This window comes from Pontibacterium granulatum (assembly GCF_029961155.1).
GTDB lineage: Bacteria > Pseudomonadota > Gammaproteobacteria > Pseudomonadales > Balneatricaceae > Pontibacterium > Pontibacterium granulatum.
The window spans coordinates 12,522-37,557 of sequence record NZ_JASBRH010000017.1 but is presented as its reverse complement, the minus strand read 5'-3'; the positions used below and the strand labels follow the sequence as shown (position 1 = coordinate 37,557).

The window sequence follows — 25,036 nt, the reverse complement described above, 5'->3', positions numbered from 1 at the left end:
TTGAAAAATGATTAATGGCGACCCGAGGAGCCAAAGCCGCCTTCACCGCGGTGGCTGTCACTGAATTCGTCTACAACTTCAAAGTCAGCCTGGACCACAGGGACCAGTACCAACTGGGCAATCCGTTCGCCCGGCGTAACTTCAAATGTGGTGTGGCCACGGTTCCAGCAGGAAACAAACAGCTGGCCCTGGTAGTCGGAATCGATCAGGCCCACCAGGTTGCCCAGCACGATGCCGTGTTTATGACCCAGGCCGGAACGCGGCAGGATCATCGCGCACAGGTTGGGGTCTTCGATATGGATCGACAGGCCGGTTGGGATCAGCTCGGTCTGACCCGGTTCCAGGGTCAGGGTCTCATCCAGACACGCGCGCAGGTCGAGGCCGGCTGAACCCGGTGTGGCGTATTCTGGCAGGGGAAACTCGGAGCCAATGCGAGGGTCGAGCAGTTTAACTTGTAGTTTCTTCATGGCCTGACAATCAGCGTACTTTGTAATAAGACTGGGCGATATGGGCGATCAGCTGACCGGCCAGCTGGCGTTTGGAGGCCTGAGGCAGTTCCAGGTCGGCATCGGCGGTTACCAGGGTGACGGCGTTCTCGTCGCTGTTGAAGCCGATATCGCTGCGGGATACGTCGTTGGCCACGATCATGTCCAGGTTTTTGCGCTCCAGCTTGCCGCGGGCGTAACTGAGAACATCCTGGGTCTCGGCGGCAAAACCGACGGTAAACGGTTTATCTGCGCGGGAGGCCACGGTTGCCACGATGTCCGGGTTTTTCACCAGGTGCAACTCCATGATCTCTTCATTACCCTTCTTGATTTTGTGCTCGGCAATCGCTGTGGGGCGATAGTCGGCGACGGCAGCGGAGGCGATAAAAATATCGCACTGCTCCAGACCGTCCAGGGAGGCGGCCAGCATATCTTCAGCCGACTGTACGGATACGCGCTCGACGCGGTCAGGGGCGGCCAGGTTGACCGGTCCACTGATCAGCTTCACTTTGGCGCCGGCGTCGATTGCGGCCTCTGCCAGCGCGTAACCCATCTTGCCGGAGCTGTGGTTGGAGATGTAACGCACCGGATCCAGCGGTTCGCGGGTTGGGCCGGCGGTGATAAAGACAGTCTTACCGGTCAGTAAACCACGCTCGAATTGGTGCGCGGCCAGCTCGGCCAGTTCAACCGGCTCCATCATGCGGCCTGGGCCGGTGTCGCCACAGGCCTGTTCGCCGCTGGCTGGGCCGAACAGCTTCACGCCACGGGCTTCCAGTTTCTTCGCGTTTTCCTGGGTCGTATCGTCACGCCACATCGCCTGGTTCATAGCCGGCGCCAGACAGATCGGCGCATCGGTGGCCAGGCATAGGGTGGTCAGCAGGTCGTTGCCCTGACCGGCGGCCATACGGGCCATAAAGTCGGCACTGGCAGGGGCGATCAATACCAGGTCGGCCCACTTGGCCAGCTCGATGTGGCCCATGCCCGCTTCCGCTTCGGTATCCAGCAGGTGCAGATGCACCGGATTGCCGGACAGTGCCTGTAGCGTCAGTGGGGTGATAAACTCGGTCGCTGCCGGGGTCATCACTACCCGAACATCAGCACCGGCGCCCTTCAGCAAACGGGTCAGTTCAGCGCTTTTATAGGCGGCAATTCCACCGGTAATACCTAAAACAATTTGTCGGTTAGTAAGTCTCTGCATACCGTGCAACCACGATCAACTGTGAATTCTGTAAAGAGCGTGTAAGATACCATTTCAGCGTAGGGCCTGTTAATACTCATTGTATTTATTGCTGCTGGAGATCATTTTTGTCTCCGGCAAGGCGAAAGGAGCGAGGTTTAGTGTTCTAAATAAGCGAGTTTCAACGCAGCAGGAGGCAAAAATGACCCCAGCCCTTCGGGTTGCGGCTAAAAAAGCGCCCCTCATCGTAGCTCGTCTCTTATTTGGAATAACCAAACCACGTTCCTCGTGCCTTGATGGACGCTTTTTTAGTCACAACAGCAGCAAATCAATGAGTGTTAAAAGGCCCATGTAGAGCAGGAAGCCTATTAATACGCAGCAGGTGGTGTCCATCGGGTCGCAATGACCGGTATCAAATTTGTTTGGGCACAGTCTCCCTGCAGACCATGACAAGGAGGTGAATATGTCAATTCGTGACTGGCCGGAAGGTGAGCGGCCCCGTGAAAAACTACTCAATCTGGGCGCGCATGCCCTGTCGGATGCCGAACTGCTGGCTATCTTTCTACGTACCGGGGTGGCCGGGAAAAGTGCTGTCGATCTGGCGCGGGAGCTGTTGACCTCGTTTGGTGGTTTGCGCCCGTTGCTGGAGAGTGGTGCGGATGATTTCTGTGCTGCCCACGGGCTGGGGCCAGCTAAATACGTGCAATTGCAGGCAGTGCTGGAGATGGGAAGGCGACACCTGGCCGCCTCTCTGGAGCGGGATTCTGCGCTGGAAAGCCCCGACGCCGTGCGCGCATATCTTTCCTCCCGCCTGCGTCATGAGGCCCGTGAAGTCTTTGCCTGCCTGTTTCTCGACAACCGCCACCGGGTGATCCGCTTTGAACCGATGTTCTTTGGCACCATCGATGCCGCGTCGGTCTATCCGCGTGAAGTGGTGCGACGGGCGTTGGAGCACAATGCGGCCGCTCTGATTCTGGCCCATAACCACCCCTCTGGTGTAGCGGAGCCGAGCCGTGCCGACAAGCAGATCACCGACCGCCTGGTACAGGCATTGGGGTTGGTGGATATCCGGGTGCTGGATCATATGGTGGTGGGTGACGCCGAGGTGGTGTCGTTTGCCGAGCGTGGACTGATCTAAGAATAGGTCTGAGGATCGCTTGATTCAGCGCATCGGGGTGTTCCTCAACGATGTAAAGTTTAGTTAAAACAGAGATATTTAAGCGCCCGCTGATATATAACTATGCTGAACTATGTGCTGTTACTCCCTTTTTCGGCTGCTGTTGATTGGAATCGACGATGAAAAAACTGCTGCAAACCCCTGCTATCCTGCTGATTGTCCTGGCCTTGGGCATTGGTCTCACGGTCATGATGGTGAAGAGCAAACCTCCAGTGCAGCACAACAACACCCAGATGAAACCCCGTACGGTGGAGGTGATCTCGGTTGAACCCGTGCCGTTCCGCGCCCGTGTGCGTGCCTACGGTAACGTTGAGCCAGCCATCAGTTTGCAGAGCAAGGCTGAGCTGAACGGAAAAATTACCTATCTGCACCCGGAGCTGAAGCAGGGTGGCAGTATTGCCGCCGGTACCGTGGTGGTGCGGATCGAGGTGGATGACTTCCTGGTTTCCCTCAAGCAGAGTGAGGCAGATCTGCAGTCCAGTGAGTCGGCGCTGAAGCAGATCCAGGAGGAGCAGCGCACCACGGCCCGGTCCCTCAAGCTGGCACAGGAAAATCTGCGGGTGGGTGAGAAAGAACTGGCCCGTGTGCAGGATATCTGGAACAAACGCCTGATCGCCCGTTCCACCCTGGATGCGGAGGAGCAGAAGGTGATCCAGCTGCGTCAGTCGGTGAGTGATCTGCAGGGCCAGATGAACACCTACGCCAGCCGGATTGCCGCCGAGAAAGCCAAGATCACCCGCGCCCAGGAGCAGGTTAAAGGTCAGAAGACAACCCTGGGACGCACCGAGGTCACCATGCCGTTTGATGCCCGTGTCGGCGATGTGCCGGTGGAGCAGGGTGAGTTTGTCACTGCGGGTACCTTGTTGTTTGAAGCCCTTAACCTGGACGGCGTAGAGATCAACGCCCAGGTGCCGGTGAGCCAGATGCGCGGTTTGGTGGCCCCGCTGGGTAACCGGGAGGTCAATCTGGATGTGACCAATCTGTCCAACATCCTGAAGGCGATGCAGCTGCAGGCGGAGGTGACGTTGGTGGGGGATCCGCAGCAGGCCCGCTGGCAGGCTGAGGTGCTGCGCCTGTCCGAGTCGATTGATCCCCAGCGCCGTACCCTCGGCATCGTGGTGGCTGTGGATAAACCCTACGAAAAAGTGATTCCGGGAGTGCGTCCGCCGCTGATCAAAGGGATGTTCACCCGCGTTGAAATCTACACGCCCCCCCGCGATGCGTTGGTAATCCCATACAAGGCGCTGCATCAGGGGCGGGTGTACCTGGTGGATGCAGAGGGCAAGCTGGAGATCCGCCCGGTTGAGGTGGCACTGTTGCAGGGGGAGCTGGCGCTGATCAAAAGTGGCCTCAGCGCTGGCGAGCACCTGATCGTTAATGACCTGATTCCGGTTATTCCGGGTATGCCGCTGACCGCACAGGTGGATGAACAGCTACAGCGAAATCTGCGGGAACAGGCGTCCGGTACCGGCTCACAGGGTGAACCGGCTGAAGGAGCGGTGGCACAATGATCCGCTATTTCACAGCCCATCCAACCGCCGCCAACATTCTGATGGTGGTGATTTTGCTGTTGGGCGCGGTGGCGCTGCCATCGTTGAATAAAGAGACCTTCCCGGAAGTGAAGCAGAATAAGGTGCAGGTGACGGTGCCCTATCCGGGGGCCAGTCCATCCGAAGTGGAAGAGGGGATCTGCAACCGTCTGGAGGACGCCACCGACGGCATCAGCTTTCTGGAAGAGCAAGCGTGTGAGGCTCGTGATGGCCTAGGCACCCTGACCCTGGATATGCAGGAAGCGGGTGACATTAAGCAGTTCCTGGATGACGTTAACGCGGCCGTCGATGGAATCACCGAGTTTCCGGATAATGTGGAAAAGGCAGTGGTGAAAGAGCTGGGCCGTACCGAAGCGGTGCTGAGTGTGGCAATCACCGCCGACCTGACCCAGCCGGAGCTGAAAGCGTTGGCGGAGTATTACCGTAACCGCTTGCTGGCCTTGCCAGACGTGCCGATCGTTACCGTGAGTGGGTTCTCCGATCACGAACTCAGCGTGCTGCTAAAGCCCGAAGTGTTACGCCAGTACAACCTCAGCGTACAGGATGTGGCCGACCTGATCAGTGCTCAGGCGCTGGATCTGCCGGCCGGTGTGCTGGATGCCAGCGCGGGTTCCTATCAGGTCCGTTTTGAAAACGAGCGCCGTACTATCCGGGAGCTGGAGGAGCTGATTATCCTCAACAGCGAAAAAGGCGGTCAGCTGCGTTTGGCGGATATTGCCCGCATCGAGGATAACTTCTCCGACGAGGAGAAACGCACCGAGCTGAACGGCCACCCCGCGGCACTGATCCAGGTGAGCAAGAACAAAACCGACGATACGCTCACCGTCTACAACGCGGTTAAAGCCTTTGTGGATCAGGAGAACGCTCGCCTGCCGGAGGGTGCCCGCTTGGTAATCACCCAGGATGCGGCCTCTATCGTAAAGGACCGTCTCAATCTACTGCTCACCAATGGCTGGCAGGGTTTGCTCCTAGCCACGTTGGCCCTGTTTATGTTCTTCGCCTGGCGCTATACCTTCTGGGTGGCGATGGGGCTGCCGATCTCCTTCCTGGGTGGGTTGGTGGTGATGAGCACCTTTGGTATCAGCATCAATATGATCTCGATGGTGGCGCTGCTGATGGCGATCGGCATCCTGATGGACGATGCGATCGTGTTGTCGGAGAGTATCGAGAGCGAATTCCGCAAAGGCAAAGACGCGCTGAATGCTGCAATCGACGGCGTGAAAAAGGTGGCGCGGGGGGTGTTCTCCTCCTTTGTTACCTCTGCCATCCTGTTTGGTAGCCTGCTGTTCCTGAAAGGGGATATGGGGCAGATCCTCGGTGTGCTGCCGGTGGTGCTGCTGTCGGTGTTGACGATCAGTCTGGTGGAAGCCTTCCTGATCCTGCCGCACCACCTCAAACACTCATTGGAACACCGCGCCCAGGACCAAAAATCTATGTGGCGTGACAAGTTTGAACGTGGCTTTGAACATCTGTGTGAGCGTGTCGGGCGCCTGGCCGATCTGGCAATTGCCTACCGTTATCTCGTGGTGGGGCTGGTGTTGGTGAGCTTTGTTTTCTCGGTGGGTTTGATGGCTGCCGGGGTGGTGAAGTTCAAGGGGTTCCCGGATATCGAGGGTAACCGGCTGGAAGCGCGGGTGCTGATGCCGCAGGGCACACCGTTTGTCCGTACCGAAACCGTGGTCAGCGAACTGTTGCTCAGCCTGGATCGTTCCCTGGCTCAGTTGCCGCCGGAACCGCAGGGGGAGCTGGTTAAAAATGTACAGGCCTCCTTCAGCCAGAACGCTGATGCTAACGAGGAGGGCGGTCATCTGGCCACGATCAGCCTGGACCTGCTGGATGCGGAGAAACGTCAGACCTCGCTGGTGGAGTTGATGCGTCTGTGGCGTGAAAGCTCGCCGCTGTTCCCGGACGCGGTGGCGATCCAGTTTAAGGAACCGCAGTTTGGCCCGGCCGGGCAGGCTATCTCGATCCGCCTGCAGGGTGATGATTTGCAGCAGCTATCGCACGCCAGTTGGGCGCTGCAGACCTGGCTCAAGGGGTACGACGGCGTTTCCAACATCATGGATGACCTGCGACCAGGAAAGCCACAGCTTAACGTGCGCTTGCTGCCCGGGGCGCTGGATTCAGGCATTGATGCCCGCGATCTGGCCAACCAGCTGCGTGCTGCCTATCAGGGGGTGAAGGTCAGTGATATCTATCAGGGGCGCGAAGCCTACGAAGTGACCGTTAAGCTGGATAGTGACGAAGCACAGGCGCTGAGCGACTTTGAAAACCTGGTGCTGTTTAACAAGTCAGGCGTTGATATCCCGCTCAGTGCGGTGGCGTCAGTACAGGAAGAGCGTGAATTCTCTCGTATTAAACGTATCAATCATCAGCGTACAGTGACGATATCCGGCGATGTGGACGCGGAGATCGCCAACACCGGCGAGATCATCACTGATACCCGCAACCGCTTTTTGTCCACGTTGCAGCAGCGTTACCCGGATCTGACCTTCAGCCTGGAGGGCGAAGTAAAGAACAATCAGGAGACCAGCGGATCGGTGTTGATCGGTTTTGTGTTGGGCATCGTGGGGGTATTCCTGCTGCTCAGCCTGCAGTTCCGTAATTACAAGGAACCGCTCATCGTCCTGCTGAATATCCCGCTGGCGCTGATCGGGGTCATCTGGGGCCATATGCTGATGGGGCTTAATCTGAGCCTGCCCAGTATGATTGGTTTTGTCTCCCTGGCCGGAGTGGTGGTGAACGACTCGATCCTGCTGGTGGAGTTTGTAAAGATCCGCTCGCGCGAAGGGTTGAGCCTGCATGATGCGGCCGGTCAGGCGGTGCGTGATCGCTTCCGTGCCATCTTCCTTACCTCGGTGACCACGGTGGCAGGCATGTTGCCGCTGTTGTCGGAAACCAGTCTGCAAGCACAGGTGCTGGTGCCGCTGGTGGCCAGCGTAGTGTTTGGCATGATCACCTCCACCCTGCTGTTGTTGCTGGTATTGCCGGCGGCCTATGCGATCCTTGAGGACTTTGGTTTTACCGAGATCGACGAGTCGGGCACGGGCAATCCCGATGCAGAGAATGCATCGGGGCTGACCACTGCCTGACGCTGTGGTCAGCCGTGTGAACGGGAGCAGAGAGTGGGTTTGAATCGATAAGGATTAAGCCAGGAACAGCGTGCTGGCCAGCTCGTTGATGTGTGGATGCAGTTTTTCCAGGCGGCGGTACTCGGCACGCAGGTCACCGAAGCTGATGCCCAACGCGTCGTTCTCCAGCGGGGCCAGGCTGTCCGGTGTGGCCTTACCCAGCTGTCTGATCAGTGCTTTGCTCAGACGGAGCAGTTCCGAGCCTTGCCACAGATCATCCCGGTAGTGTGGATCATTCTGGTGGGCCAGAACCCGAGTGATCGTATCCGGCAGTTGCCAGGCGTCGCAAAGGGCTTCGGCAGCTACGGCATAATCAAATCCACAAGTGCGGATCAAAGCTTCGCTGACGCTGATGCCGTTGTCCTCCAATGCAAGTGTCAGGGCTGCCTGGGTCTCCTCCGGCATACTGTCTGCCAACCAGAGCAATCCCAGGTTGTGCAGCAGTCCCATGGTACGCATCGTTTGGCTGCATAGCGGTTCAGGCAGCTCCGTGGTACTGAGTCCGAATGCTGCTTCCGCGATTAACATTGAATCCTGCCAGTACTGCACCGGCGAGAACAGCGGGCAGCGGTTGGGATTAAACGGTGCCGAGACGATCAGTGCGATGCTGGTGCTGCGCACCACATTAAAGCCAAGACGCGTGCAGGCATCGGGCAGGCTGGTAACTTCACGGGTAGTCGCGGCCCAGGCAGAGTTGGCTAAGGCGATCAGACGTGCACTGATGGTGGGGAATCGCTCAATGACGGCTGCCAGTTGGTCAAAAGGAATGGTGTCATCTGACAGCTGCTGCATCAGTGTGGCCGCCCCTGGCGAGATAACAGGCAGGCGCAGAGTTTTGCCCCGCAGGGTGAGCGTGTCGGTCATATGATATGGATTCCTTTCTCGGCCGTATCGACAGCGGATTCTTTCGGATAGAGTGATTGATCGCCTGACGGCAGTTCCAGTGCCGGAACCGGGTGGCAGAAGTAATAACCTTGTACCAGATTGCAGCCCACGCCATGCAGAATGCGCGCTTGTTCCAGGGTTTCTACTCCCTCGGCGACTACCTTAGCGCCAAATGCGTGTGCCGCACCGACAATCGTGCCCAAAAGAATAGCAGCCTCTGGTTGTTCTGCGAGTGGTGTAATGAACGAACGGTCTATTTTAATCGTGTCGATCTCCAGTTGCTGCAGCAGCTGCAGCGATGAATAGCCGGTGCCAAAGTCGTCAACGGCTACGTGCACACCCATGCGGCGTAGGGCCGATGCATTGGCCTGACCGGCCTGAGTTTGCAGGATGCGGGTCTCGGTGATCTCCAGTTCCAAATACTCCGGGGGCAGCCCGGAGCGGAGTAATGCGTTTCTTACTGTGGGAAGCAGTTCCGGATCTTCAAAATGCAGCGGGGATATATTGACCGCGATGGTGAAACGCTCGCGACCACTCTGGGACCAGCGCTGCGCTTGAGTACAGGCGGTATTAAGCACCCACTCGCCTAAGGCGTCGATAATGCGAAGTCGTTCGGCGGTTTCGATAAACTGCAACGGCATAATCAGCCCCTTTTCCGGATGGCGCCAGCGCACCAGGGCCTCCACCCCTTTCAGGGTGCCGGTCTGCAGGCAGATCTGCGGCTGATAATGCAGCTCCAGCTGGTTGTGCTCGATAGCGTACCGCAGTTCCTGCTCCATCTGCAGGCGTTCCATGGCCGCTTCGGTCATATGGGGTTGGTAGCAGGCGTATCGGTGTTTACCGGCAAACTTGGCAGAGTACATGGCGCTGTCGGCTGCTCTGAGCAGGCTGGTGCTGTCTTCACCGTCTTCCGGGAAGTAGGCGATGCCAATGCTGGCCCGCGGCGTGACGGTGCGAATACCCAGGTCAACCGGGCTGCTGATCTCCTGTAAGATACGTTGCGCCGCGGCCGGGGCGGAATAATCGCCGGACAGGTCGTTGATCAGAATACAGAACTCATCACCGCCCAGGCGGGCCGCGAAGTCGGAACTTCGCAGTTCCAATCGAAGACGCTCGGCTACCTGTTGCAGTAAAACGTCGCCGGTTTCGTGCCCCATACTGTCATTAACGTCTTTGAAACCGTCCAGATCGATGTAGAAGATCGCCAGCCTGTTGTGCTGACGTCGGGCCAGGGAAATCTCCCGGTGTAACTGGTCCATAAAGTTGGAGCGGTTGGCCAGCTCGGTCAGCGGGTCGAAATAGGCCAGCTTTTGTATCCGCTTTTCGTTTGCCATCTTAGTGGTGACATCCCGAGCCACGGCGAAGATCAGGCGGTCACCAGGTGCGGCGGTGCCGCGCCAGCTCAGCCAGCGGTATTCACCGCTGCGGGTGCGGTAACGGTTGCGGAAGTCGGTGATGGTTTCGCCTTGCTGCAGGCGGTGCATCACTTGCTGGGAGCTGAGCAGGTCGTCAGGGTGGATCAGTTCCTTGAGCGGTGTCTGTAGCAGATATTCCTGATCGAACTTTAAACCGGATACCCAGGCTCGGTTGATCTGTTTGAAGTAGCCGTCGAAGCTCACCACGCAGAACATATCCACCGACATGTCAAAAAACGCGTCCACTTCGCTTTCTGCAAACTGGAGGCGTTTTCGCGTGTCTCGGGAGGCAAGGATGTCTTCCAGCAGTCTTGCAGCACCAGCCCCCAGTGCTAAACCCAACAACACAATCAGGACCGCTGTGGCGTATTGCTCCATCCAGGTCAGTACTAGTGGGCGTGCAGTGATCAAATGCCAGTAGCGTCCACCCACGGTGAAGGTTACAGATGCTTCCTGCGGTGGTTGGTCGTGTGTACTGTGGTCTGCGGGGGCGGTTACGGTGCTGTAGAGCAGGTCGGCCGCGGCGAGAGGATTTGGTTGCGCCAGCTCGGTGCTGCCCGCGTCATACAGGCTGAACGGCAGGATCTGTTGACTTTCCTGGGTCAGGATTTGCTGCAACGCATAGCTGATGGTGAAACCCGCAGGAATGAAGCCTATGTGGGCGTCCCTGCGTTCCTGAAGGGTTTGTGTCGGCATTCCTGCCGCGTAAACAGGGTTGAGCAGTAAGACGCTCTTGATATCACTGTCAGCATCCTGGGAGAGTACCACCGGCGCTGACATGATCGGGCGGCCGCTGTCACGAGCGCGCTCAGCAGCATGGCGGCGTGTGGGCAAGGCCCATAGATCGAATCCATAGACTTTATCGTTCCCTGCGCGGGGTTCTACCAGTGTGGCGGGGAAGTACTCTTGCCGCAGACCTTCAGGCGCCACCGTGAACGTTGGATATCGCAAGTATTGGCGTTCCGGGTCCCTGGCGAGACGTTTAATCAGTAACGGTAGGTCGTCAACACCGATACGCGGAGCGTAAGCAACGGCGCGCACTGCCGGGAATTGCCCGAAAAGGTCGGCATTGTAGAGGTAATTTCGAAACTCGTATGCGCTGAGATCTGGGTGGGTGGATGCCAATCCCCGTATCCCATCGATAGCGACAAAAAAGCGTTTCATCTGGGTCTGGATATGGCCTGCGAGGGATTCGGCCTGGTAACGAAATTCGCGCGCGTGTGCATCCTTTTCATAGCTGTATGCTACATGGGCCACCCACGCTGAGACCACTAAGAACAAGGTGACCACGGATAGCTGGCGCAGAAACTTTGAACTAGGCATACAGCGAAACATCCTGCTTGTCGATGATTGTTACCTGGCTGGATCAGGCGCAAATGGCTGGTCGAAATCTGCGCTAATGTTGCTACCGAGTCTACATCAAATGGGGGTATCCCCGCACGTTACATTTGTATAAGGAACGATAAGACGCTGATCTCAGTCAGGGATGCAGAGTTCAGTACCGCGACACCAAATGCGGTGTCGACGATAAATCATGCGGAAAGACTGGTGCTAACCATTGGATCGTGTATAATTTGCCGCCTTCTTGCCCCACTCCGGTATGGTATTCTGTCTCCGTATAGGACGCTCCGCCTGAGAAATAGCATGTTGTGAGCCTGAGAGTGCAGGTGTTGAACGCTGTTTCAATAAATATCCGGTGAGAAGTATACGAAACATTTATAAAAGGGTTTTTAGCAATGGCTAAAGTATGCATGGTAACTGGCAAGCGTCCAGTAACCGGGAACAACGTTTCCCACTCTCAGCGTAAGACTCGTCGTCGTTTCCTGCCTAACCTGCACTGGCACCGTTTCTGGGTAGAAAGCGAAAACAAATTCGTACGCCTGCGTGTATCTTCTAAAGGTATGCGTATCATCGATAAAAAAGGTATCGATGTTGTTCTGGCTGACATCCGTGCCAACGGCATCAAAGTTTAAGGAGCTGGATCATGGCTAAAGGTACTGTTGATAAGATCAAACTGGTTTCCTCTGCGGGCACCGGTCACTTCTACACCACTACTAAGAACAAGCGTAACACTCCGGACAAGTTCGAATTCAAGAAATACGACCCGGTTGTTCGCAAACACGTGATCTACAAAGAAGCTAAAATCAAATAAGATTTTTCTTCAGTTAAAAAGCCCGGCCATGGTCGGGTTTTTTTGTGCCTGAAAGACAGGGGCTGACACCGGGATGCAGGGAATAAGCAAGACCGGGAGCTAGATTGCTATGCGGGTCACAAGGGGTGGCTGTACCAGAGGCAAATAAAAAGGAGTGGATACAGCACCACTCCTTTTTACGTTCACTACTGAAGCGACTTACTTCGCTTTTTTCAGCAGCTTTTTCAGCTTTTTCAGTTTGCCTTCGTGCTTAGCGATTTTAGCCTGGCGTGCTTTGATATCTTTCTTTACTGCTTTAACTTTAATCTTAGCCATGATCTAGAGCTCCTTAGTGTGAGTTGCGTCAAGCATTGGTAAAGGCAGCTGAAACGGTGCTTCAGCTGCCGGAATCGGTACCATGTTCCGCGACAAAGTCGCGAATGAATCGACGTATTTCACGAGCAGCACTGGTATCCAACTCTTCACACAACGAAACGAAGTTGTCTCGTTCCTGATCATTGATACGAATGACCAGTTGGCTATTCTTCTTTGCTTTCTTCTTTTTTGTTCCTGGCATCTAATTCTGACCTCAGGCCGGTGTCCTTGCAGTGGCTAAAGAATAAAGCAAATCGTGTAGATACCCAACGTATATCGTTTGTACATCGAATGTATATACGTTTTATAGCAATAGGTTTTTGCTATTTCAAACCTTTCAGGCAGGTTTCATGAAACTGTAGTAAAGGTTGATCGATATTCAACCTGGTCTTTGGCCTTGCATTCTCGCACTTCGGGTTTTGGCCTATATTGAGGCTGTTTGGCACCGGGGATCAGCAGTTAAGGTGAGGCATTAAAAAATGGAGCTGGGACGTAAGTTAAAAGTTTACTATTTCACGGCCGTATTCAGTGTGGCCTTCTCGCTGGTCGGGTTTAGTTATAACGCTTGGCGGCTGGAGGCGACAGAGGATAACAGCAATATCCGCATGGCAGCGTTTGAGGTACTGAATAACCTGTCTGAGCTGGAGCAACTGGTATTTGCTGCACACTACGATCATGACCGGGTCGCGGGGAATCCGCGCAAAGGCTGGGTCAAGGTAGGGCTGATACACGACCTGAGCAGTCTGATCAGCCCCGAAGTGGGGAATAAGGCGGAGCAGCTGCGTAAAACCTGGGGCGGAAGTTGGGATGCGCTGGGCCGTGACGATGCTGCAGCCAACGCGGTTGTGGGGGAAATTGATGCGGTGCGGGCAGAGATCAAGATGGTGATCAAGGATCTGAAGTAAACCGGGGGCGTTCCGGTATCCTTGCCCCCCCCCTTTCCCAAGCGATGGCTGGTACAATAGGAGTCTGTCTGTTTGAGCGGTAATCCAATGGCCCCCCGAGCTTCCAAACCAGTATCCCGCAAACCGGGTTTACATTCCCGCAATCCACATGCGGGACGCTACGACCTACCAAAATTGATTGCAGCCTGTCCCGAGCTGGAGCCGTTTGTGGCTGAAAACCGGTGTGGCGACCTGTCGGTTGATTTCGCCGATCCTGCTGCGGTGAAAGTCCTGAACAAAGCGCTGTTAATCCACCACTACGGTTTGCTGCACTGGGATATTCCGCCCGGTTATCTGTGCCCGCCGGTGCCGGGGCGCGCCGACTATATTCACCATCTGGCAGATCTACTGGCCCGCGACAACGGTGGCGAGGTTCCGGTGGGACGTGGCATCCGGGGGCTGGATATCGGTACCGGTGCCAACCTGATCTATCCGATTGTCGGCCAACGCAGTTACGGCTGGGCTTTTGTGGGAACGGAGATCGACCCGCTGGCAACGGCTTCTGCGAAACTGATCAGTGAGGCCAATCCGGTATTGAAAGGTGCTATTCGCCTGCGGCAGCAGAAGCAACCGCAGCAGATCTTCAACGGTGTGATTAAGCGTGATGAGCTGTTCGACTTCACCCTCTGTAACCCACCGTTTCATGCCTCTGCAGAGACAGCGGCCGCTGGAACCCGTCGCAAGCTAAAGAATCTGGGCCTGGATAAGACTGCGAAGGCTAAACCCACGCTGAACTTTGGCGGTCAGAACAACGAGCTATGGTGTCCGGGGGGCGAGTTGGCTTTTGTGCGTACCATGGTGGAGGAAAGCCAGGCTTTTGCCGGCCAGGTGTGCTGGTTTACCAGCCTGATCGCCAATGGGGATAACCTCTCACCCCTGAAAAAAACACTCAAGCAGGCGGGGGCGGTCTCTGTTGAAGTGATTCCGATGGGGCAGGGCAACAAGGTCAGTCGTATCCTGGTGTGGAGCTTCCTGAGTGAGGACGACCGCCGGCAATGGGCGGCATCCCGCTAACGATGCTGTCAGCCTGCACGCTGTATCTCCGAACGGACCAATTCACTCACCCGGATCAGGGCGTTACGGATCTCGCTACTGCCGTTATACACCGAGAAATTCAGGCGGATGCAGTGGCGGTAGATCCCCTCGGTTGAAAACAGGCTACCCGGTGTAATGGCGATCTTTTCGGCCAGTGCCTGTTGGTAGATGCGGTCACCGTCACAGCCTTTGGGTAGCTCCAGCCAGCACAGGTAACCGCCCTCCGGGTGGGAGTAGATCAACTCGCTTGGCATGCAGCGGTTCATATCTCCTGCAAACAGTTCCCAGCGTTGTTTATAAGTGCGCTTAATCCGGCGCAGGTGTCGGGCAAAGCGGCGCTCGGCCATAAACTCCGCGCACGCTTCCTGAATCAGACCGGAGGAGGCCAACGTGGTGACGTATTTGAAGTAGTTCACCTCCTCGTAGAACTTGCCGGGAATTACCCAGCCCAGGCGGATATCGGTGTCCAGCGTCTTGGAGAAGGAGCTGCACAGAATCACCCGGCCATCACTGTCCAGTGCCTTGAGAGGCGGTGCGCGGTGGCTTTGGTAGTTGAGTTCACCAAACACATCGTCCTCGATAATGGGCAGTTGATACGGGGCAGTGAGTGCCATCAGCTTTTCCTGATGACTGCGCTGCACCTGGAAGCCCAGCGGGTTGTTGATGTTGGGGTTGAGCAGCAGGGCCTTGACCGGCCACGCCTTCAATAGTTTTTCCAACAAAGACAGGTTGATCCCCTCACCGGGAATCGTGGGCACTTCCAGCACTTTCAGGCCCAGGGCTTCGATACACTGCAGGGTGCCGTAAAAGCTGGGTGATTCCACGGCGATGATGTCACCGGGCTGGGCCACAGCCCGCAGGCTCAGACTGATCCCCTCCTGGGTGCCGTTGCAGATGATGATCTCCTGCGGCTGGCAGCTAAAGGCGGTCTCGCTTATATGGTGTGCCAGTCGGGCACGCAGCAGATCACTGCCGGGTGGAGGCTGGTAGTGACTGATCGCAGGCTGGAAATGGGCGCGGGCCCGGGCGTTGCGCGCCACGGTTTTATACAGCTGGGTACGCGCCGGAAAGCGGGTGTCCGGATCGGCGCTGCCGAGCGGTTGCAGATCAGACTGGGACGCTGCACGGATCACGTTCAGTGCCAGCGCACCCAATGTAACCGGGCGGGGTGTCGCCGACAGCTCCGGTTGAGGCTGACTGTGGCTGACAAAGAAGCCCTGGCGGGAACGGGGCTCGATCAGTCCCTCGGCTTCCAGCTGCTGGTAGGCATGGATCACCGTGTTTTTGCTGACCGCCAGACGCTCGCTCAGGCTGCGCAGGGAGGGCAGAGGTTCGCCTGGACGCAGTTGGCTGCTCTTGATCTGCTCCCGAAGGTGGTGGGTGACCTGTTCATAACGTTTCATGGGTACAGTAGGTCATTAATGTTTATAAATGGCAATTAATAAGTGTCTGTACCCATGTTTTTAGATTGGTGCTGTGCCTTTAAAGCAGTCCTCGCAGCCCGTACATTGGCGGCTGAGTTCAATATTTGCAGCGGATTGGGTTATGGGTGAATTACAGAAACGTTGGGTACAGGCAGTGCCCTTTGTGTTTGTCGTGCTTTGGAGCACCGGTTTTATCGGTGCCAAGTACGCCGGCCCCTATATCGAACCGTTTCATGTTCTGCTGATCCGCATGCTGCTCACGTTGATGGCCTTTGGTGCCCTGGCGCTGGTCCTGAAATCGCGCTGGCCGTCGCCGGTACAGGCGATGCACCAGATGGTGACCGGCTTTCTGGTACATGCGACCTATCTGGGGGGGGTGTTTGCAGCGATTGAATGGGGCATGCCTGCGGGGGTGACTTCCCTCATCATGGGGCTGCAGCCCCTGCTGACGGCGCTGATGAGCTGGCAGTTGATGGGCGAAACCCTGCGTCCCAAGCAGTGGTCGGGCCTGGTGATCGGTTTTATCGGCGTTGCGCTGGTGCTGGCCTCAGGTGAACAGGGCGGGCAGTTCGAAGTGGAGTGGTCGACCATGAGCGCAGCCATTGCCGCGCTGGTAGCGATCTCCGTGGGTACGCTCTACCAGAAGCGCTTTGGCGGCGGCACCGACCTGATCACGGGGGCGTTCTACCAGTACCTGATGACCGCAATCGCCATGGCGGTGCTGGCGTTCAGTTTCGAAACCGGTCATATCGACTGGCAGCCCGAATTGATTGCTGCGTTGCTGTGGATGGTGTTTGGTTTGTCGGTCAGCGCCATCCTGCTGTTGATGCTGATGATCCGCGAGGGGGAATCTGCGAAGGTGGCCAGTTACTTCTATCTGGTGCCGCCGCTCACCGCGATCGAGGCCTGGTTGCTGTTTGATGAGACTCTCAACCTGATGGGGATGATGGCAATCGGCATTACCGTACTGGGGATCTACCTGGTGCTGCGCCGCGCCTGACGTTGTCATATAGATCGGGTATGATGGCCTGCCATTGTTCATTTCATGATCCATCATGCCCGAATTACCTGAAGTAGAAACCACCCGACGGGGCATTGAACCCCATGTGGTGGGGCGAAAAGTTTCCACTCTTGATGTGCGCCAACCCCGTTTGCGTTGGCCCGTTCCTGCTGAACTCAGCGCTCTGTTACCCGGCAAAACAGTAGAAGCGGTGAAGCGCCGGGGTAAATACCTGATCCTTCAGTTTGATTGCGGTTGCCTGATGGTGCATCTAGGCATGTCCGGCAGCTTGCGCGTCGTGGAACGCAGCAAAGAGCCCGGCAAGCACGACCATGTGGATCTATGTCTGAGTGACGGCAAGGCCCTGCGTCTGACCGATCCGCGCCGCTTTGGTGCAGTGCTGTGGCAGGGTGCGAATGAGGTGCACGAGCTGCTTGCCCATCTGGGGCCGGAGCCGCTCAGCGATGAATTTGATGATCAATACCTTCTGGCCAAAGCCAAAGGGCGCAAGACCGCGATCAAAACCTTCCTGATGGACAGCAAGATTGTGGTGGGTGTGGGTAACATCTACGCCAACGAGGCGCTGTTTGCCGCCGGTATCCACCCCAAACGTGCTGCCGGTCAGATATCAGCAGCACGTATAAACCGGCTGGTGTACGAGGTCAAACGTGTACTGGCCGCCGCGATAGCGCAGGGTGGTACAACCCTGAAGGACTTTGTCGGTGGGGATGGTAAACCGGGGTACTTCAAGCAACAACTGAACGTCTATGGCCGGGCAGGTGAGCCCTGTGTGAGCTGTAAGAACCCCTTAAAAGAGATTCGTCTGGGGCAGCGGTCTACGGTCTACTGTAGCCACTGTCAGCGCTAGGAACTGAACATATGAACGTACGTGTACGCCACGCGGCGCTGACGCAGGAAGGAAGTGAGGATCGGGAACGCCTGCGGGATAAACTACAACTACAGCCCTGGCTGGAGAAACGCCAGGCCTTCCGGCTGGGCAGCGATGGGGTGCACTGCGAACTGTACGAATATGACGTGGCGGCGCCAACGGTTATTTTCCTGCCGGGCATCGGAACCTACTGTGAACTGTACGCCGAGATGCTGGGAAAACTCAGCGCGCGTGGTTTCAATGTGGTGGGTATCGACCTGCCGGGGCACGGTTATTCCGGTGGGCCACGCGGCCTGTACACAGTGCCTCAGGTATGTGACTACGTTTCCCAGTTAATCGATCATCTGCAGCAGCGTTTTGATGGCCCGTTTGCGGTGTTTGGTTACTCTATAGGTGCTTTGCTGGGGCTGGCGGCAGCGGAGCAGGACGAGCGTCTGAACGCGGTCCTGTGCGGTACGTTGCTGCTGCCGGATATCGCCCCGGACTTTGTGCATCAGATGGGTTGGCAGTGGACCCATGCCAGCGCCATGTTCTTCCCGTTACTGAAAGTGCCACTGCGGACGTTTGTCGACTTCGAACTGCTGCTGGCCAGTCATCCTGCCGGTGAGGAGATCAACAATGACCCGCTGGTGGTGTTCGACTATCCCCTGCGTACCCTCTCCAGTGTGTTTTCCCAAACCTGTGGCGTGCTGAAGCGAGTGTATCCGTTCAGGAGTGCAATCATCCACGGCGACCGTGATGAAGTGTTGCCGCTGATGTACTCAAAACGGGTGGTGGAGCAGTGCAAACACCCGTTTGAGCTGCTGGAAATGGAGCGCTCCGGGCACATGGTGCCCTGGCTGCGTACCGATAAGCTGGTTGATATCGCCGCTAACTGGTTGTTGGATAACCTGTAATCAAAGCGTAAGAAGGGATTCACCGGACTGTCACCTGTGTGAACCACACTGCTCACCAAATACACAAGGTTATATTTGGTGGCAGCCATGAATACCCTGCGCAAAATTACCAGCTACGACGCCATTGCTTTCTACTGGTGTCACGGCTTCACCCAGATGCCACGCCTGGCAACCATCAGTCGCCTGATCTCCCGCCTGGGTGACGGAGGCCTGTATCTGGCGCTTGGCCTCTCCCTGGCCCTGCTGGAAGTGCAGGACGGTGAAGCGTTCCTGATGGCCGGTCTGCTGGCCTTTGTAATTGAGCTGCCACTCTATCTGGTTCTCAAGAACACCATCAAGCGGGACCGTCCGTGTCACCGCTTCGACAACTTTGACGCGTTTATCGTACCGTCCGACAAGTTCAGCTTCCCATCCGGTCACGCTGCTGCGGCCTTTGTCTTTGCAACTGTTTTCAGCCACTTCTACCCATCCATGCTGGAGTTGAGCTACAGCATTGCTGTATTGATCGGCCTGTCGCGCGTGATGTTGGGGGTGCACTACCCAACCGACATCGCTGCCGGTGCCGTACTCGGTGTGAGTTGTGCGGTGGTGGCGCTGAGTCTATTCGGAATCTGATCGTATGCGAGTTCTTTACGGGGTACAGGCGACAGGTAATGGGCATATTACCCGTGCGCGCGTGATGGCACCTGCGTTGAAAGCCGCCGGTGTGGAAGTGGACTACCTGTTCAGCGGCCGCCCGGCGGATCAGCTGTTCAATATGGAACCGTTTGGCGATTACCTGACGCGTGAAGGGCTCACCTTCGTGCAGCGTGACGGCCAGGTAAAGGTCTGGGATACCCTGCGTAAGAACAATGTTTTGCGCTGCTGGCGGGATGCCAATGCCCTCGACCTGAGCAGCTACGATCTGGTGATCACCGACTTTGAGCCCGTTACCGCCTGGGCGGCTAAACGTAAAGGGGTACCGTCGGTCGGCATCGCGCATCAGTATGCGCTTTGTTACCCGATACCGGGTCATAACCACCATGTGCTGTCTCGCCTGATCCAGCTGTTTGCACCCGCCAAGACGGCCATCGGTGTGCACTGGCACCATTACGATTATCCGGTCCTGCCACCGCTGATTCAGCCGCCCCTTTTTGAGCCATCGGTAGAACAGGATAAGGTGCTGGTCTATCTGCCGGTGAATCCCATTGAGGAGCTGGAAACCCGCTTTGCCGGGATCACCGATTACCGTTTTTACATCTATTGCGCGATTGATGAACCTTATCAGCGTGACAACCTCTACTTCATGCCGTTTTCCCGTGAAGGCTTCCAGCGTGACCTCTCCAGCTGCAGCGGTGTGGTAACCAACTGTGGTTTTGGTCTGATCAGCGAAGCGCTGCAGTTGGGTAAAAAGGTATTTTCCATGCCGGTCAAAGGGCAGGTGGAGCAGCAATCCAACGCCCATGTGCTGGATGAGCTGGGACTGGCAACTATCGCCAGGGATTACGACGAAGCGCTGCTCAGTGACTGGCTGGAACTGCCGCAACCTGAGCCGCGCATGAACCCGGATGTCGCCGGGCAGTTGGCGCAGTGGATTGCCAGTGGTTGTGGCGAAAGTGCCGATGTGCTGGCAAAACGGCTGTGGCAGAACGAGCCGGGGATCGTCGTCGGCGTCTGATACCGTTCATTTGCCCAAACCAATCGGGAGCTGGCACAATGCCGGCTTCTTTTCTTTTGGGTCTTCCAAACCTACAGCTTATGTTATCCGGTGTTCTCTACGGCTTTGCTGCTGCCCTGATGCAGTCGATCTCCTACGTCTTTTCTGCACAGTTTATCCTGCAGTACAGGGCAACCCCGCTGACCCTGCTGATCCTGATGCATCTGGTATTGGGTGGTGTGTGTCTGTTGGTCCTGCCGTTTCTCTGGCACCCCAAGCTGCTCAGCGTAAGTGATTACATCGGACCGTTGCTCTGTACTACGTTCTTTTATTGCGTGGGACAGATCTCCCTGTTCAAGGCGATCCGTGCATCTGAAGCTTCACGGGTAAGCCCGCTGTTGGGGCTAAAGGTGCTGGTGCTGGCGACCATGGGGCTGTTTTGGTTTGGTGAGAGCTATCAGTGGGTGCAATGGCTGGCGATTGCCCTGTGTGCGTTGGGGGCGATCTGGTTGAGTGCCAGTGGCGGTCGCATCAGCCTGTCGGCTCTACTCTGGGTGGTGCTGGCTTGTGTGGGGTATGCCCTGTCGGATCTCTCGATCCTCTATACCATGCGCAGCTTGGAACCGCTGTCGTTGATTCATGCCGCTGCGGTGGGAGTCTGTCTCTGTTACGTGATCTGCGGGGTTCTGAGTGTGCTGTTCTATCCGGGTTTGAAGGACAAGCAACTGCTGCTTCAGAGTGCTCCGTCTGCGTTGACCTGGCTGTTGGCGATGGTGTGCTTGTTTGCCTGCTTTGCGGAGATCGGCGTGGTGTTTGGCGGTATCGTGCAATCAAGCCGGGGGGTAGTTTCGATCTTGCTGGGTGTCTTTTTGACCTGGATGGGTTTCAAATATGCGGAGAAGATGCCTGCGCGTTCGGTGTTTATGCAGCGCTTTGCCGCGTCGAGCCTGATGCTGGTTGCGATCGCGATGTTTTCGCTGGGGCAGTAGGGTAATTCATTGCCGAACGGCAGAAAAAGTGAAGGGGGCGCTCAGTTCCCTTGAGACGCCCCCCTCGTTGGCTTCCATTTTCCGTGCGATGAGTTGTTCAAATCCGGTTAGGGGATCCGAATCAACCTGGCTTCCAGCCGCGGCATCATGCCTTCCCTTTCGCTTGTCTAGGCCTTCCTTGCTATTCGTTCCATGAACAGGAGATCCACAAGACGCATTATGCTGAAGCGGTGGGTTGGGATATATAGGAAAAATTCCTAATTTTCAGGAAATTAGACTTAAGTCGCAGCAGGAGAAAGGTCGTGTGACAGGCCGGAAGCCAGAAACGAAAAAGGGCGCCTCGATCCGTCGAAGCGCCCTTCATTGGCAATCCTAATCCGTGCAATAAATCCTTGAGCGTCCAGCTATCGGCGTCCTGCCAGTCCGTTCTGCTTTCCTATGCCATCCGATATATTCGTTCCATGAACAGGAGATCCACGAGACTTATTATGGCTCGGCGGTATCTCGGTTGATATAGGAAAAATTCTTAATTTTTCCTGTGTTTTGATCAATATGGCATAAGAAAATGTGCTTCTAATGCCTCATGGTTATTTAAACAGGTATTTGTATTGAATTATTTCATATCCGTCATTTTTATTAGTGCAGTGCGAAAACACGAGCCCTGCTGGAGGCTGCAGAGCTGAAATCTATGTTTATGGCTTCGGAGCCGTATTCATAGAGCGTCACACCGGTGTGTTTGGTACAGAGTCATTCCCGGAATCTGGACCTATACGCAGCTGTTTGCATTGAAATATGCTGGCAGAGTGGACAAGCCTGGTGGGTGACACATACACTTAGCGCTTAATGTCTTGGTCGGGGTGCCCCTGCAGTTGCGAGGGCTGAGAGTAAACCCGCTGAACCTGATCCGGTTAACACCGGCGTAGGAAATCGAGATTGATAATGTATTTGGCAAACCATTTTTCAGGCAACTGCGTAGCCTTCCGAACTGATCTGGAGGTGCGTTGATGTCCCATTCTTCCCAAACCCCCATTGCCCTGACCATCGCGGGTTCCGATTCCGGTGGTGGCGCGGGTATCCAAGCGGATCTCAAGACGTTTTCTGCGCTGGGTGCCTATGGCGCATCGGTCATTACTGCGCTGACGGCGCAAAATACCCGCGAAGTGCGTGCGATTCATCCGGTGCCGGTACCGTTTATCCAACAGCAACTGGAAACCGTTTTTGACGACCTCAATGTAAATGCGGTGAAAACCGGCATGCTGGGTGATGCCAGTATCGTTTCGGCGGTGGCTGAATTCCTGCGTGGCCAACCCCAGGTCAAGCTGGTGGTCGACCCGGTCATGCTCTCCAAGGGAGGTGATGCGTTGCTGCGGGCCGATGCGGTATCCGCGCTGGTGTCGGAACTGATTCCACTGGCAACCCTGATTACACCTAATCTACCGGAAGCCGCTGCAATTTTGGGCTGCGACGAGCCGGATGATCTGGCGGGTATGGAGCAGATGGTGCGGGACTTGAAAGCGCTGGGGCCGGGTGCGGTGCTGCTGAAAGGCGGGCACCTGAATGACAGTGAACAGAGCCCCGATATCTTCTTTGACGGTGAGCAGTGCATCACGCTGAACACCAAACGAATCAACACAAAAAATACCCACGGTACGGGATGTACATTAGCGTCTGCGATCGCCGCACTGCTGGCGAAGGGTGAGCTGCCGTTAGCGGCAGTAGAGCAGGCCAAGCAGTATATTTCCGATGCAATCGCGGTAGCCGATACGCTTGAGGTGGGCAGTGGTCATGGACCGGTGCATCACTTCCATGCGTTTTGGCGGCATTGATTGGCAGACAGGGTGCAATAACGAAAAGCAAGCAGGCGACTTATGGCAGATAATATGAAACACCTCAGTGAAAGTGCACAGGTAGACGGCGATTCCGTTCAGCCATTCCCGAAATCCCGCAAGGTCTATGTTGAAGGCAGCCGTCCGGATATCCGCGTACCAATGCGTGAGATCACCCTGGACGACACGCCAACCGGTTTCGGTGGTGAGCAGAACGATCCGCTGTACGTTTATGACACCTCCGGCCCGTACACCGATCCGGAAGCGACCATCGATATCCGTCAGGGCCTGGCACCGCTGCGTGAGAAGTGGATTCTGGAGCGTGAAGACACCGAACAGTTGGACGGTATGACCTCCGAGTACGGCCGTGCCCGTGAAGCAGACCTGCGCCTGGATCACCTGCGTTTCGACCTGCAGCGTAAACCACGCCGTGCTGCACCAGGCAAGAACGTAACCCAGCTGCACTACGCGCGTCAGGGCATCATCACCCCTGAGATGGAATACATCGCGATCCGCGAAAACATGAAGCTGGCGAAAGCTAAAGCGGAAGGCAACGTGGTTGCTCAGCAGCACCCGGGCCACAACTTCGGAGCGTACCTGCCGGATGAGATCACTCCGGAATTTGTACGTAAGGAAGTGGCGGAGGGTCGCGCAATTATCCCTTGTAACATCAACCACCCGGAACTGGAGCCGATGATCATCGGTCGCAATTTCCTGGTGAAAATCAACGGCAACATCGGTAACTCCGCGGTAACCTCCTCCATCGAAGAGGAAGTGGAAAAGATGACCTGGGGTACCCGTTGGGGTGCTGACACCATCATGGATCTGTCCACCGGTGACAACATCCACGAGACCCGTGAGTGGATCCTGCGCAACTCCCCTGTGCCAATCGGTACTGTGCCGATCTACCAGGCGCTGGAGAAAGTTAAAGGTGTTGCAGAAGACCTGAACTGGGAAGTCTTCCGAGACACCCTGATCGAGCAGGCTGAGCAGGGTGTGGACTACTTCACCATCCACGCCGGTGTTCTGCTGCGTTATGTACCGCTGACCGCTAAGCGTATGACCGGTATCGTCTCCCGTGGTGGTTCCATCATGGCGAAATGGTGTCTGGCGCACCATAAAGAGAACTTCCTCTACACCCACTTTGAAGAGATCTGTCAGATCTGTAAAGACTACGACGTGGCGTTCTCCCTGGGTGACGGCCTGCGTCCTGGTTCCGTCTACGATGCCAACGACGAAGCACAGTTTGCTGAGCTGGAAACCCTGGGTGAGCTGACCAAGATAGCCTGGAAACACGACGTGCAGGTCATGATCGAAGGCCCAGGTCACGTGCCGATGCACATGATCAAAGAGAACATGGACAAGCAGCTGAAGGAGTGTCACGAAGCGCCGTTCTACACGCTTGGCCCATTGACCACCGATATTGCGCCGGGTTACGACCACATCACCTCCGGTATCGGTGCAGCGATGATTGGTTGGTACGGCTGTGCCATGCTCTGCTACGTAACACCAAAAGAGCACCTGGGGCTGCCGAATAAAGACGATGTGAAGACCGGTATCATCACCTACAAGATCGCTGCCCACGCGGCTGACCTGGCAAAAGGTCACCCGGGTGCACAGATCCGTGATAACGCGATGTCCAAGGCTCGATTTGAGTTCCGTTGGGAAGACCAGTTCAACATCGGTCTGGATCCGGACACTGCCCGTGCCTACCACGATGAGACCCTGCCGAAAGAGTCTGCAAAAGTGGCGCACTTCTGCTCCATGTGTGGACCGAAGTTCTGCTCCATGAAGATCTCCCAGGAGGTGCGTGAGCTGGACGAAGAGCAGGTGGCTGCGATCAATGCGCAGGCGGAAGAAGGGATGCAGGCCAAGTCGGCCGAGTTCAAGGAAACCGGCGCTGAGATATACCACAAAGTGTAAATCGCTCTAAAAGCAAAAAAGCCGCCCCTATGGGCGGCTTTTTTGTGTGTGGATCTCCCGTTATGTCCCTGCGGGGAGAATTCGTTATCGCAACGTTACAGCTAAGCGATGAGGCGATTATGTTTCAGTGAATTTGGCTTTACAACAG

The 25,036-nt window shown here is 56.2% G+C and carries 21 protein-coding genes and 1 riboswitch; of the genes, 15 read left to right on the top strand and 6 right to left on the bottom strand.

The window, feature by feature from the left end:
- Window positions 1-11: 11 nt before the first annotated feature.
- Window positions 12-467 (bottom strand): dUTP diphosphatase, encoded by a 456-nt coding sequence (gene dut, locus QKW35_RS15135; protein WP_282354384.1) that lies wholly within the window; start codon window positions 465-467, stop codon window positions 12-14.
- Window positions 468-477: 10 nt separating this feature from the next.
- Window positions 478-1,683, bottom strand: coding sequence for a bifunctional phosphopantothenoylcysteine decarboxylase/phosphopantothenate--cysteine ligase CoaBC (gene coaBC, locus QKW35_RS15130; RefSeq protein ID WP_282354382.1), 1,206 nt, complete (start codon window positions 1,681-1,683; stop codon window positions 478-480).
- Between the two features lie 442 nt (window positions 1,684-2,125).
- On the opposite strand from coaBC, the gene radC reads away from it, so the two are divergent.
- From radC to QKW35_RS15115, 3 genes are all read left to right on the top strand, one after another.
- Window positions 2,126-2,800 carry a RadC family protein gene (radC, locus tag QKW35_RS15125; protein WP_282354380.1) on the top strand — a complete coding sequence of 225 codons (675 nt, stop codon included), beginning with the start codon at window positions 2,126-2,128 and terminating at the stop codon, window positions 2,798-2,800.
- Between the two features lie 158 nt (window positions 2,801-2,958).
- Window positions 2,959-4,350 (top strand): efflux RND transporter periplasmic adaptor subunit, encoded by a 1,392-nt coding sequence (locus QKW35_RS15120; protein WP_282354379.1) that lies wholly within the window; start codon window positions 2,959-2,961, stop codon window positions 4,348-4,350.
- The gene (locus tag QKW35_RS15115; RefSeq protein ID WP_282354376.1) at window positions 4,347-7,481 is read left to right on the top strand and encodes an efflux RND transporter permease subunit; all 3,135 of its coding nucleotides are present in this window, start codon (window positions 4,347-4,349) and stop codon (window positions 7,479-7,481) included. Before QKW35_RS15120 ends, QKW35_RS15115 begins: the two co-directional genes overlap by 4 nt.
- Before the next feature lie 54 nt (window positions 7,482-7,535).
- Here the strand turns inward: QKW35_RS15115 and QKW35_RS15110 are convergent, their stop codons facing one another.
- Together QKW35_RS15110 and QKW35_RS15105 are read right to left on the bottom strand one after the other, a co-directional pair.
- Window positions 7,536-8,384: an HDOD domain-containing protein gene (locus tag QKW35_RS15110; protein ID WP_282354374.1), complete on the bottom strand. Its 849-nt coding sequence runs from the start codon at window positions 8,382-8,384 to the stop codon at window positions 7,536-7,538.
- Entirely contained in the window at window positions 8,381-11,143 is a 2,763-nt protein-coding gene (locus QKW35_RS15105) for a bifunctional diguanylate cyclase/phosphodiesterase (protein WP_282354372.1), read from the bottom strand. The genes QKW35_RS15110 and QKW35_RS15105 overlap by 4 nt, the downstream gene beginning before the upstream one ends.
- Before the next feature lie 413 nt (window positions 11,144-11,556).
- On the opposite strand from QKW35_RS15105, the gene rpmB reads away from it, so the two are divergent.
- Together rpmB and rpmG are read left to right on the top strand one after the other, a co-directional pair.
- On the top strand, window positions 11,557-11,793 hold the full coding sequence (gene rpmB, locus QKW35_RS15100) for a 50S ribosomal protein L28 (protein WP_282354370.1): 237 nt from the start codon (window positions 11,557-11,559) through the stop codon (window positions 11,791-11,793).
- An 11-nt stretch (window positions 11,794-11,804) separates the two neighbouring features.
- Window positions 11,805-11,972, top strand: coding sequence for a 50S ribosomal protein L33 (rpmG, locus tag QKW35_RS15095; RefSeq protein ID WP_282354367.1), 168 nt, complete (start codon window positions 11,805-11,807; stop codon window positions 11,970-11,972).
- A 376-nt stretch (window positions 11,973-12,348) separates the two neighbouring features.
- Here rpmG and QKW35_RS15090 read toward each other — a convergent pair whose 3' ends face one another.
- A complete protein-coding gene (locus QKW35_RS15090; protein WP_282354365.1) occupies window positions 12,349-12,528 on the bottom strand; it encodes a hypothetical protein in 180 nt (59 codons plus the stop codon).
- 277 nt (window positions 12,529-12,805) lie between these two features.
- Between QKW35_RS15090 and QKW35_RS15085 the strand changes: the two genes are divergently transcribed.
- Together QKW35_RS15085 and rlmF are read left to right on the top strand one after the other, a co-directional pair.
- Window positions 12,806-13,231 (top strand): hypothetical protein, encoded by a 426-nt coding sequence (locus tag QKW35_RS15085; RefSeq protein ID WP_282354363.1) that lies wholly within the window; start codon window positions 12,806-12,808, stop codon window positions 13,229-13,231.
- A 72-nt stretch (window positions 13,232-13,303) separates the two neighbouring features.
- Window positions 13,304-14,284: a 23S rRNA (adenine(1618)-N(6))-methyltransferase RlmF gene (gene rlmF, locus QKW35_RS15080; RefSeq protein ID WP_282354361.1), complete on the top strand. Its 981-nt coding sequence runs from the start codon at window positions 13,304-13,306 to the stop codon at window positions 14,282-14,284.
- Between the two features lie 8 nt (window positions 14,285-14,292).
- Here the strand turns inward: rlmF and QKW35_RS15075 are convergent, their stop codons facing one another.
- Entirely contained in the window at window positions 14,293-15,708 is a 1,416-nt protein-coding gene (locus QKW35_RS15075; RefSeq protein WP_282354359.1) for an aminotransferase-like domain-containing protein, read from the bottom strand.
- Between the two features lie 142 nt (window positions 15,709-15,850).
- Between QKW35_RS15075 and QKW35_RS15070 the strand changes: the two genes are divergently transcribed.
- The 8 genes from QKW35_RS15070 to thiC all read left to right on the top strand — a co-directional run bounded on the left by QKW35_RS15070 (window position 15,851) and on the right by thiC (window position 24,888).
- Window positions 15,851-16,729 (top strand): DMT family transporter, encoded by an 879-nt coding sequence (locus QKW35_RS15070; RefSeq protein ID WP_282354356.1) that lies wholly within the window; start codon window positions 15,851-15,853, stop codon window positions 16,727-16,729.
- Between the two features lie 55 nt (window positions 16,730-16,784).
- Complete coding sequence (gene mutM, locus QKW35_RS15065; RefSeq protein ID WP_282354354.1) at window positions 16,785-17,597, top strand: bifunctional DNA-formamidopyrimidine glycosylase/DNA-(apurinic or apyrimidinic site) lyase; 813 nt, start codon at window positions 16,785-16,787, stop codon at window positions 17,595-17,597.
- 11 nt (window positions 17,598-17,608) lie between these two features.
- Window positions 17,609-18,514, top strand: a complete 906-nt coding sequence (locus QKW35_RS15060; protein WP_282354352.1) for an alpha/beta hydrolase — start codon at window positions 17,609-17,611, stop codon at window positions 18,512-18,514.
- A gap of 87 nt (window positions 18,515-18,601) precedes the next feature.
- Window positions 18,602-19,129 carry a phosphatase PAP2 family protein gene (locus QKW35_RS15055; RefSeq protein ID WP_282354349.1) on the top strand — a complete coding sequence of 176 codons (528 nt, stop codon included), beginning with the start codon at window positions 18,602-18,604 and terminating at the stop codon, window positions 19,127-19,129.
- Between the two features lie 4 nt (window positions 19,130-19,133).
- Window positions 19,134-20,171, top strand: coding sequence for an MJ1255/VC2487 family glycosyltransferase (locus tag QKW35_RS15050; RefSeq protein ID WP_282354347.1), 1,038 nt, complete (start codon window positions 19,134-19,136; stop codon window positions 20,169-20,171).
- Between the two features lie 38 nt (window positions 20,172-20,209).
- A complete protein-coding gene (locus QKW35_RS15045; protein ID WP_282354345.1) occupies window positions 20,210-21,139 on the top strand; it encodes an EamA family transporter in 930 nt (309 codons plus the stop codon).
- An 843-nt stretch (window positions 21,140-21,982) separates the two neighbouring features.
- A riboswitch (TPP riboswitch) is annotated at window positions 21,983-22,082 on the top strand.
- Between the two features lie 61 nt (window positions 22,083-22,143).
- Window positions 22,144-22,965 (top strand): bifunctional hydroxymethylpyrimidine kinase/phosphomethylpyrimidine kinase, encoded by an 822-nt coding sequence (gene thiD, locus QKW35_RS15040; protein WP_282354343.1) that lies wholly within the window; start codon window positions 22,144-22,146, stop codon window positions 22,963-22,965.
- 42 nt (window positions 22,966-23,007) lie between these two features.
- A complete protein-coding gene (thiC, locus tag QKW35_RS15035; RefSeq protein ID WP_282354341.1) occupies window positions 23,008-24,888 on the top strand; it encodes a phosphomethylpyrimidine synthase ThiC in 1,881 nt (626 codons plus the stop codon).
- The last annotated feature ends 148 nt before the right edge of the window (window positions 24,889-25,036 follow it).

What these genes read in the sequence shown, in the direction of transcription:
- rpmG (WP_282354367.1), top strand. Translation starts at nt 11,805, where the DNA reads ATGGCTAAAGGTACTGTTGATAAGATCAAACTGGTTTCCTCTGCGGGC.
- radC (WP_282354380.1), top strand. Translation starts at nt 2,126, where the DNA reads ATGTCAATTCGTGACTGGCCGGAAGGTGAGCGGCCCCGTGAAAAACTA.
- QKW35_RS15055 (WP_282354349.1), top strand. Translation starts at nt 18,602, where the DNA reads ATGAATACCCTGCGCAAAATTACCAGCTACGACGCCATTGCTTTCTAC.
- thiC (WP_282354341.1), top strand. Translation starts at nt 23,008, where the DNA reads ATGGCAGATAATATGAAACACCTCAGTGAAAGTGCACAGGTAGACGGC.
- QKW35_RS15075 (WP_282354359.1), bottom strand. Translation starts at nt 15,708, where the DNA reads ATGAAACGTTATGAACAGGTCACCCACCACCTTCGGGAGCAGATCAAG.
- dut (WP_282354384.1), bottom strand. Translation starts at nt 467, where the DNA reads ATGAAGAAACTACAAGTTAAACTGCTCGACCCTCGCATTGGCTCCGAG.
- QKW35_RS15060 (WP_282354352.1), top strand. Translation starts at nt 17,609, where the DNA reads ATGAACGTACGTGTACGCCACGCGGCGCTGACGCAGGAAGGAAGTGAG.
- QKW35_RS15085 (WP_282354363.1), top strand. Translation starts at nt 12,806, where the DNA reads ATGGAGCTGGGACGTAAGTTAAAAGTTTACTATTTCACGGCCGTATTC.
- thiD (WP_282354343.1), top strand. Translation starts at nt 22,144, where the DNA reads ATGTCCCATTCTTCCCAAACCCCCATTGCCCTGACCATCGCGGGTTCC.
- coaBC (WP_282354382.1), bottom strand. Translation starts at nt 1,683, where the DNA reads ATGCAGAGACTTACTAACCGACAAATTGTTTTAGGTATTACCGGTGGA.
- QKW35_RS15090 (WP_282354365.1), bottom strand. Translation starts at nt 12,528, where the DNA reads ATGCCAGGAACAAAAAAGAAGAAAGCAAAGAAGAATAGCCAACTGGTC.
- QKW35_RS15045 (WP_282354345.1), top strand. Translation starts at nt 20,210, where the DNA reads ATGCCGGCTTCTTTTCTTTTGGGTCTTCCAAACCTACAGCTTATGTTA.
- QKW35_RS15050 (WP_282354347.1), top strand. Translation starts at nt 19,134, where the DNA reads ATGCGAGTTCTTTACGGGGTACAGGCGACAGGTAATGGGCATATTACC.
- QKW35_RS15110 (WP_282354374.1), bottom strand. Translation starts at nt 8,384, where the DNA reads ATGACCGACACGCTCACCCTGCGGGGCAAAACTCTGCGCCTGCCTGTT.
- mutM (WP_282354354.1), top strand. Translation starts at nt 16,785, where the DNA reads ATGCCCGAATTACCTGAAGTAGAAACCACCCGACGGGGCATTGAACCC.
- rpmB (WP_282354370.1), top strand. Translation starts at nt 11,557, where the DNA reads ATGGCTAAAGTATGCATGGTAACTGGCAAGCGTCCAGTAACCGGGAAC.
- QKW35_RS15115 (WP_282354376.1), top strand. Translation starts at nt 4,347, where the DNA reads ATGATCCGCTATTTCACAGCCCATCCAACCGCCGCCAACATTCTGATG.
- QKW35_RS15070 (WP_282354356.1), top strand. Translation starts at nt 15,851, where the DNA reads ATGGGTGAATTACAGAAACGTTGGGTACAGGCAGTGCCCTTTGTGTTT.
- QKW35_RS15105 (WP_282354372.1), bottom strand. Translation starts at nt 11,143, where the DNA reads ATGCCTAGTTCAAAGTTTCTGCGCCAGCTATCCGTGGTCACCTTGTTC.
- QKW35_RS15120 (WP_282354379.1), top strand. Translation starts at nt 2,959, where the DNA reads ATGAAAAAACTGCTGCAAACCCCTGCTATCCTGCTGATTGTCCTGGCC.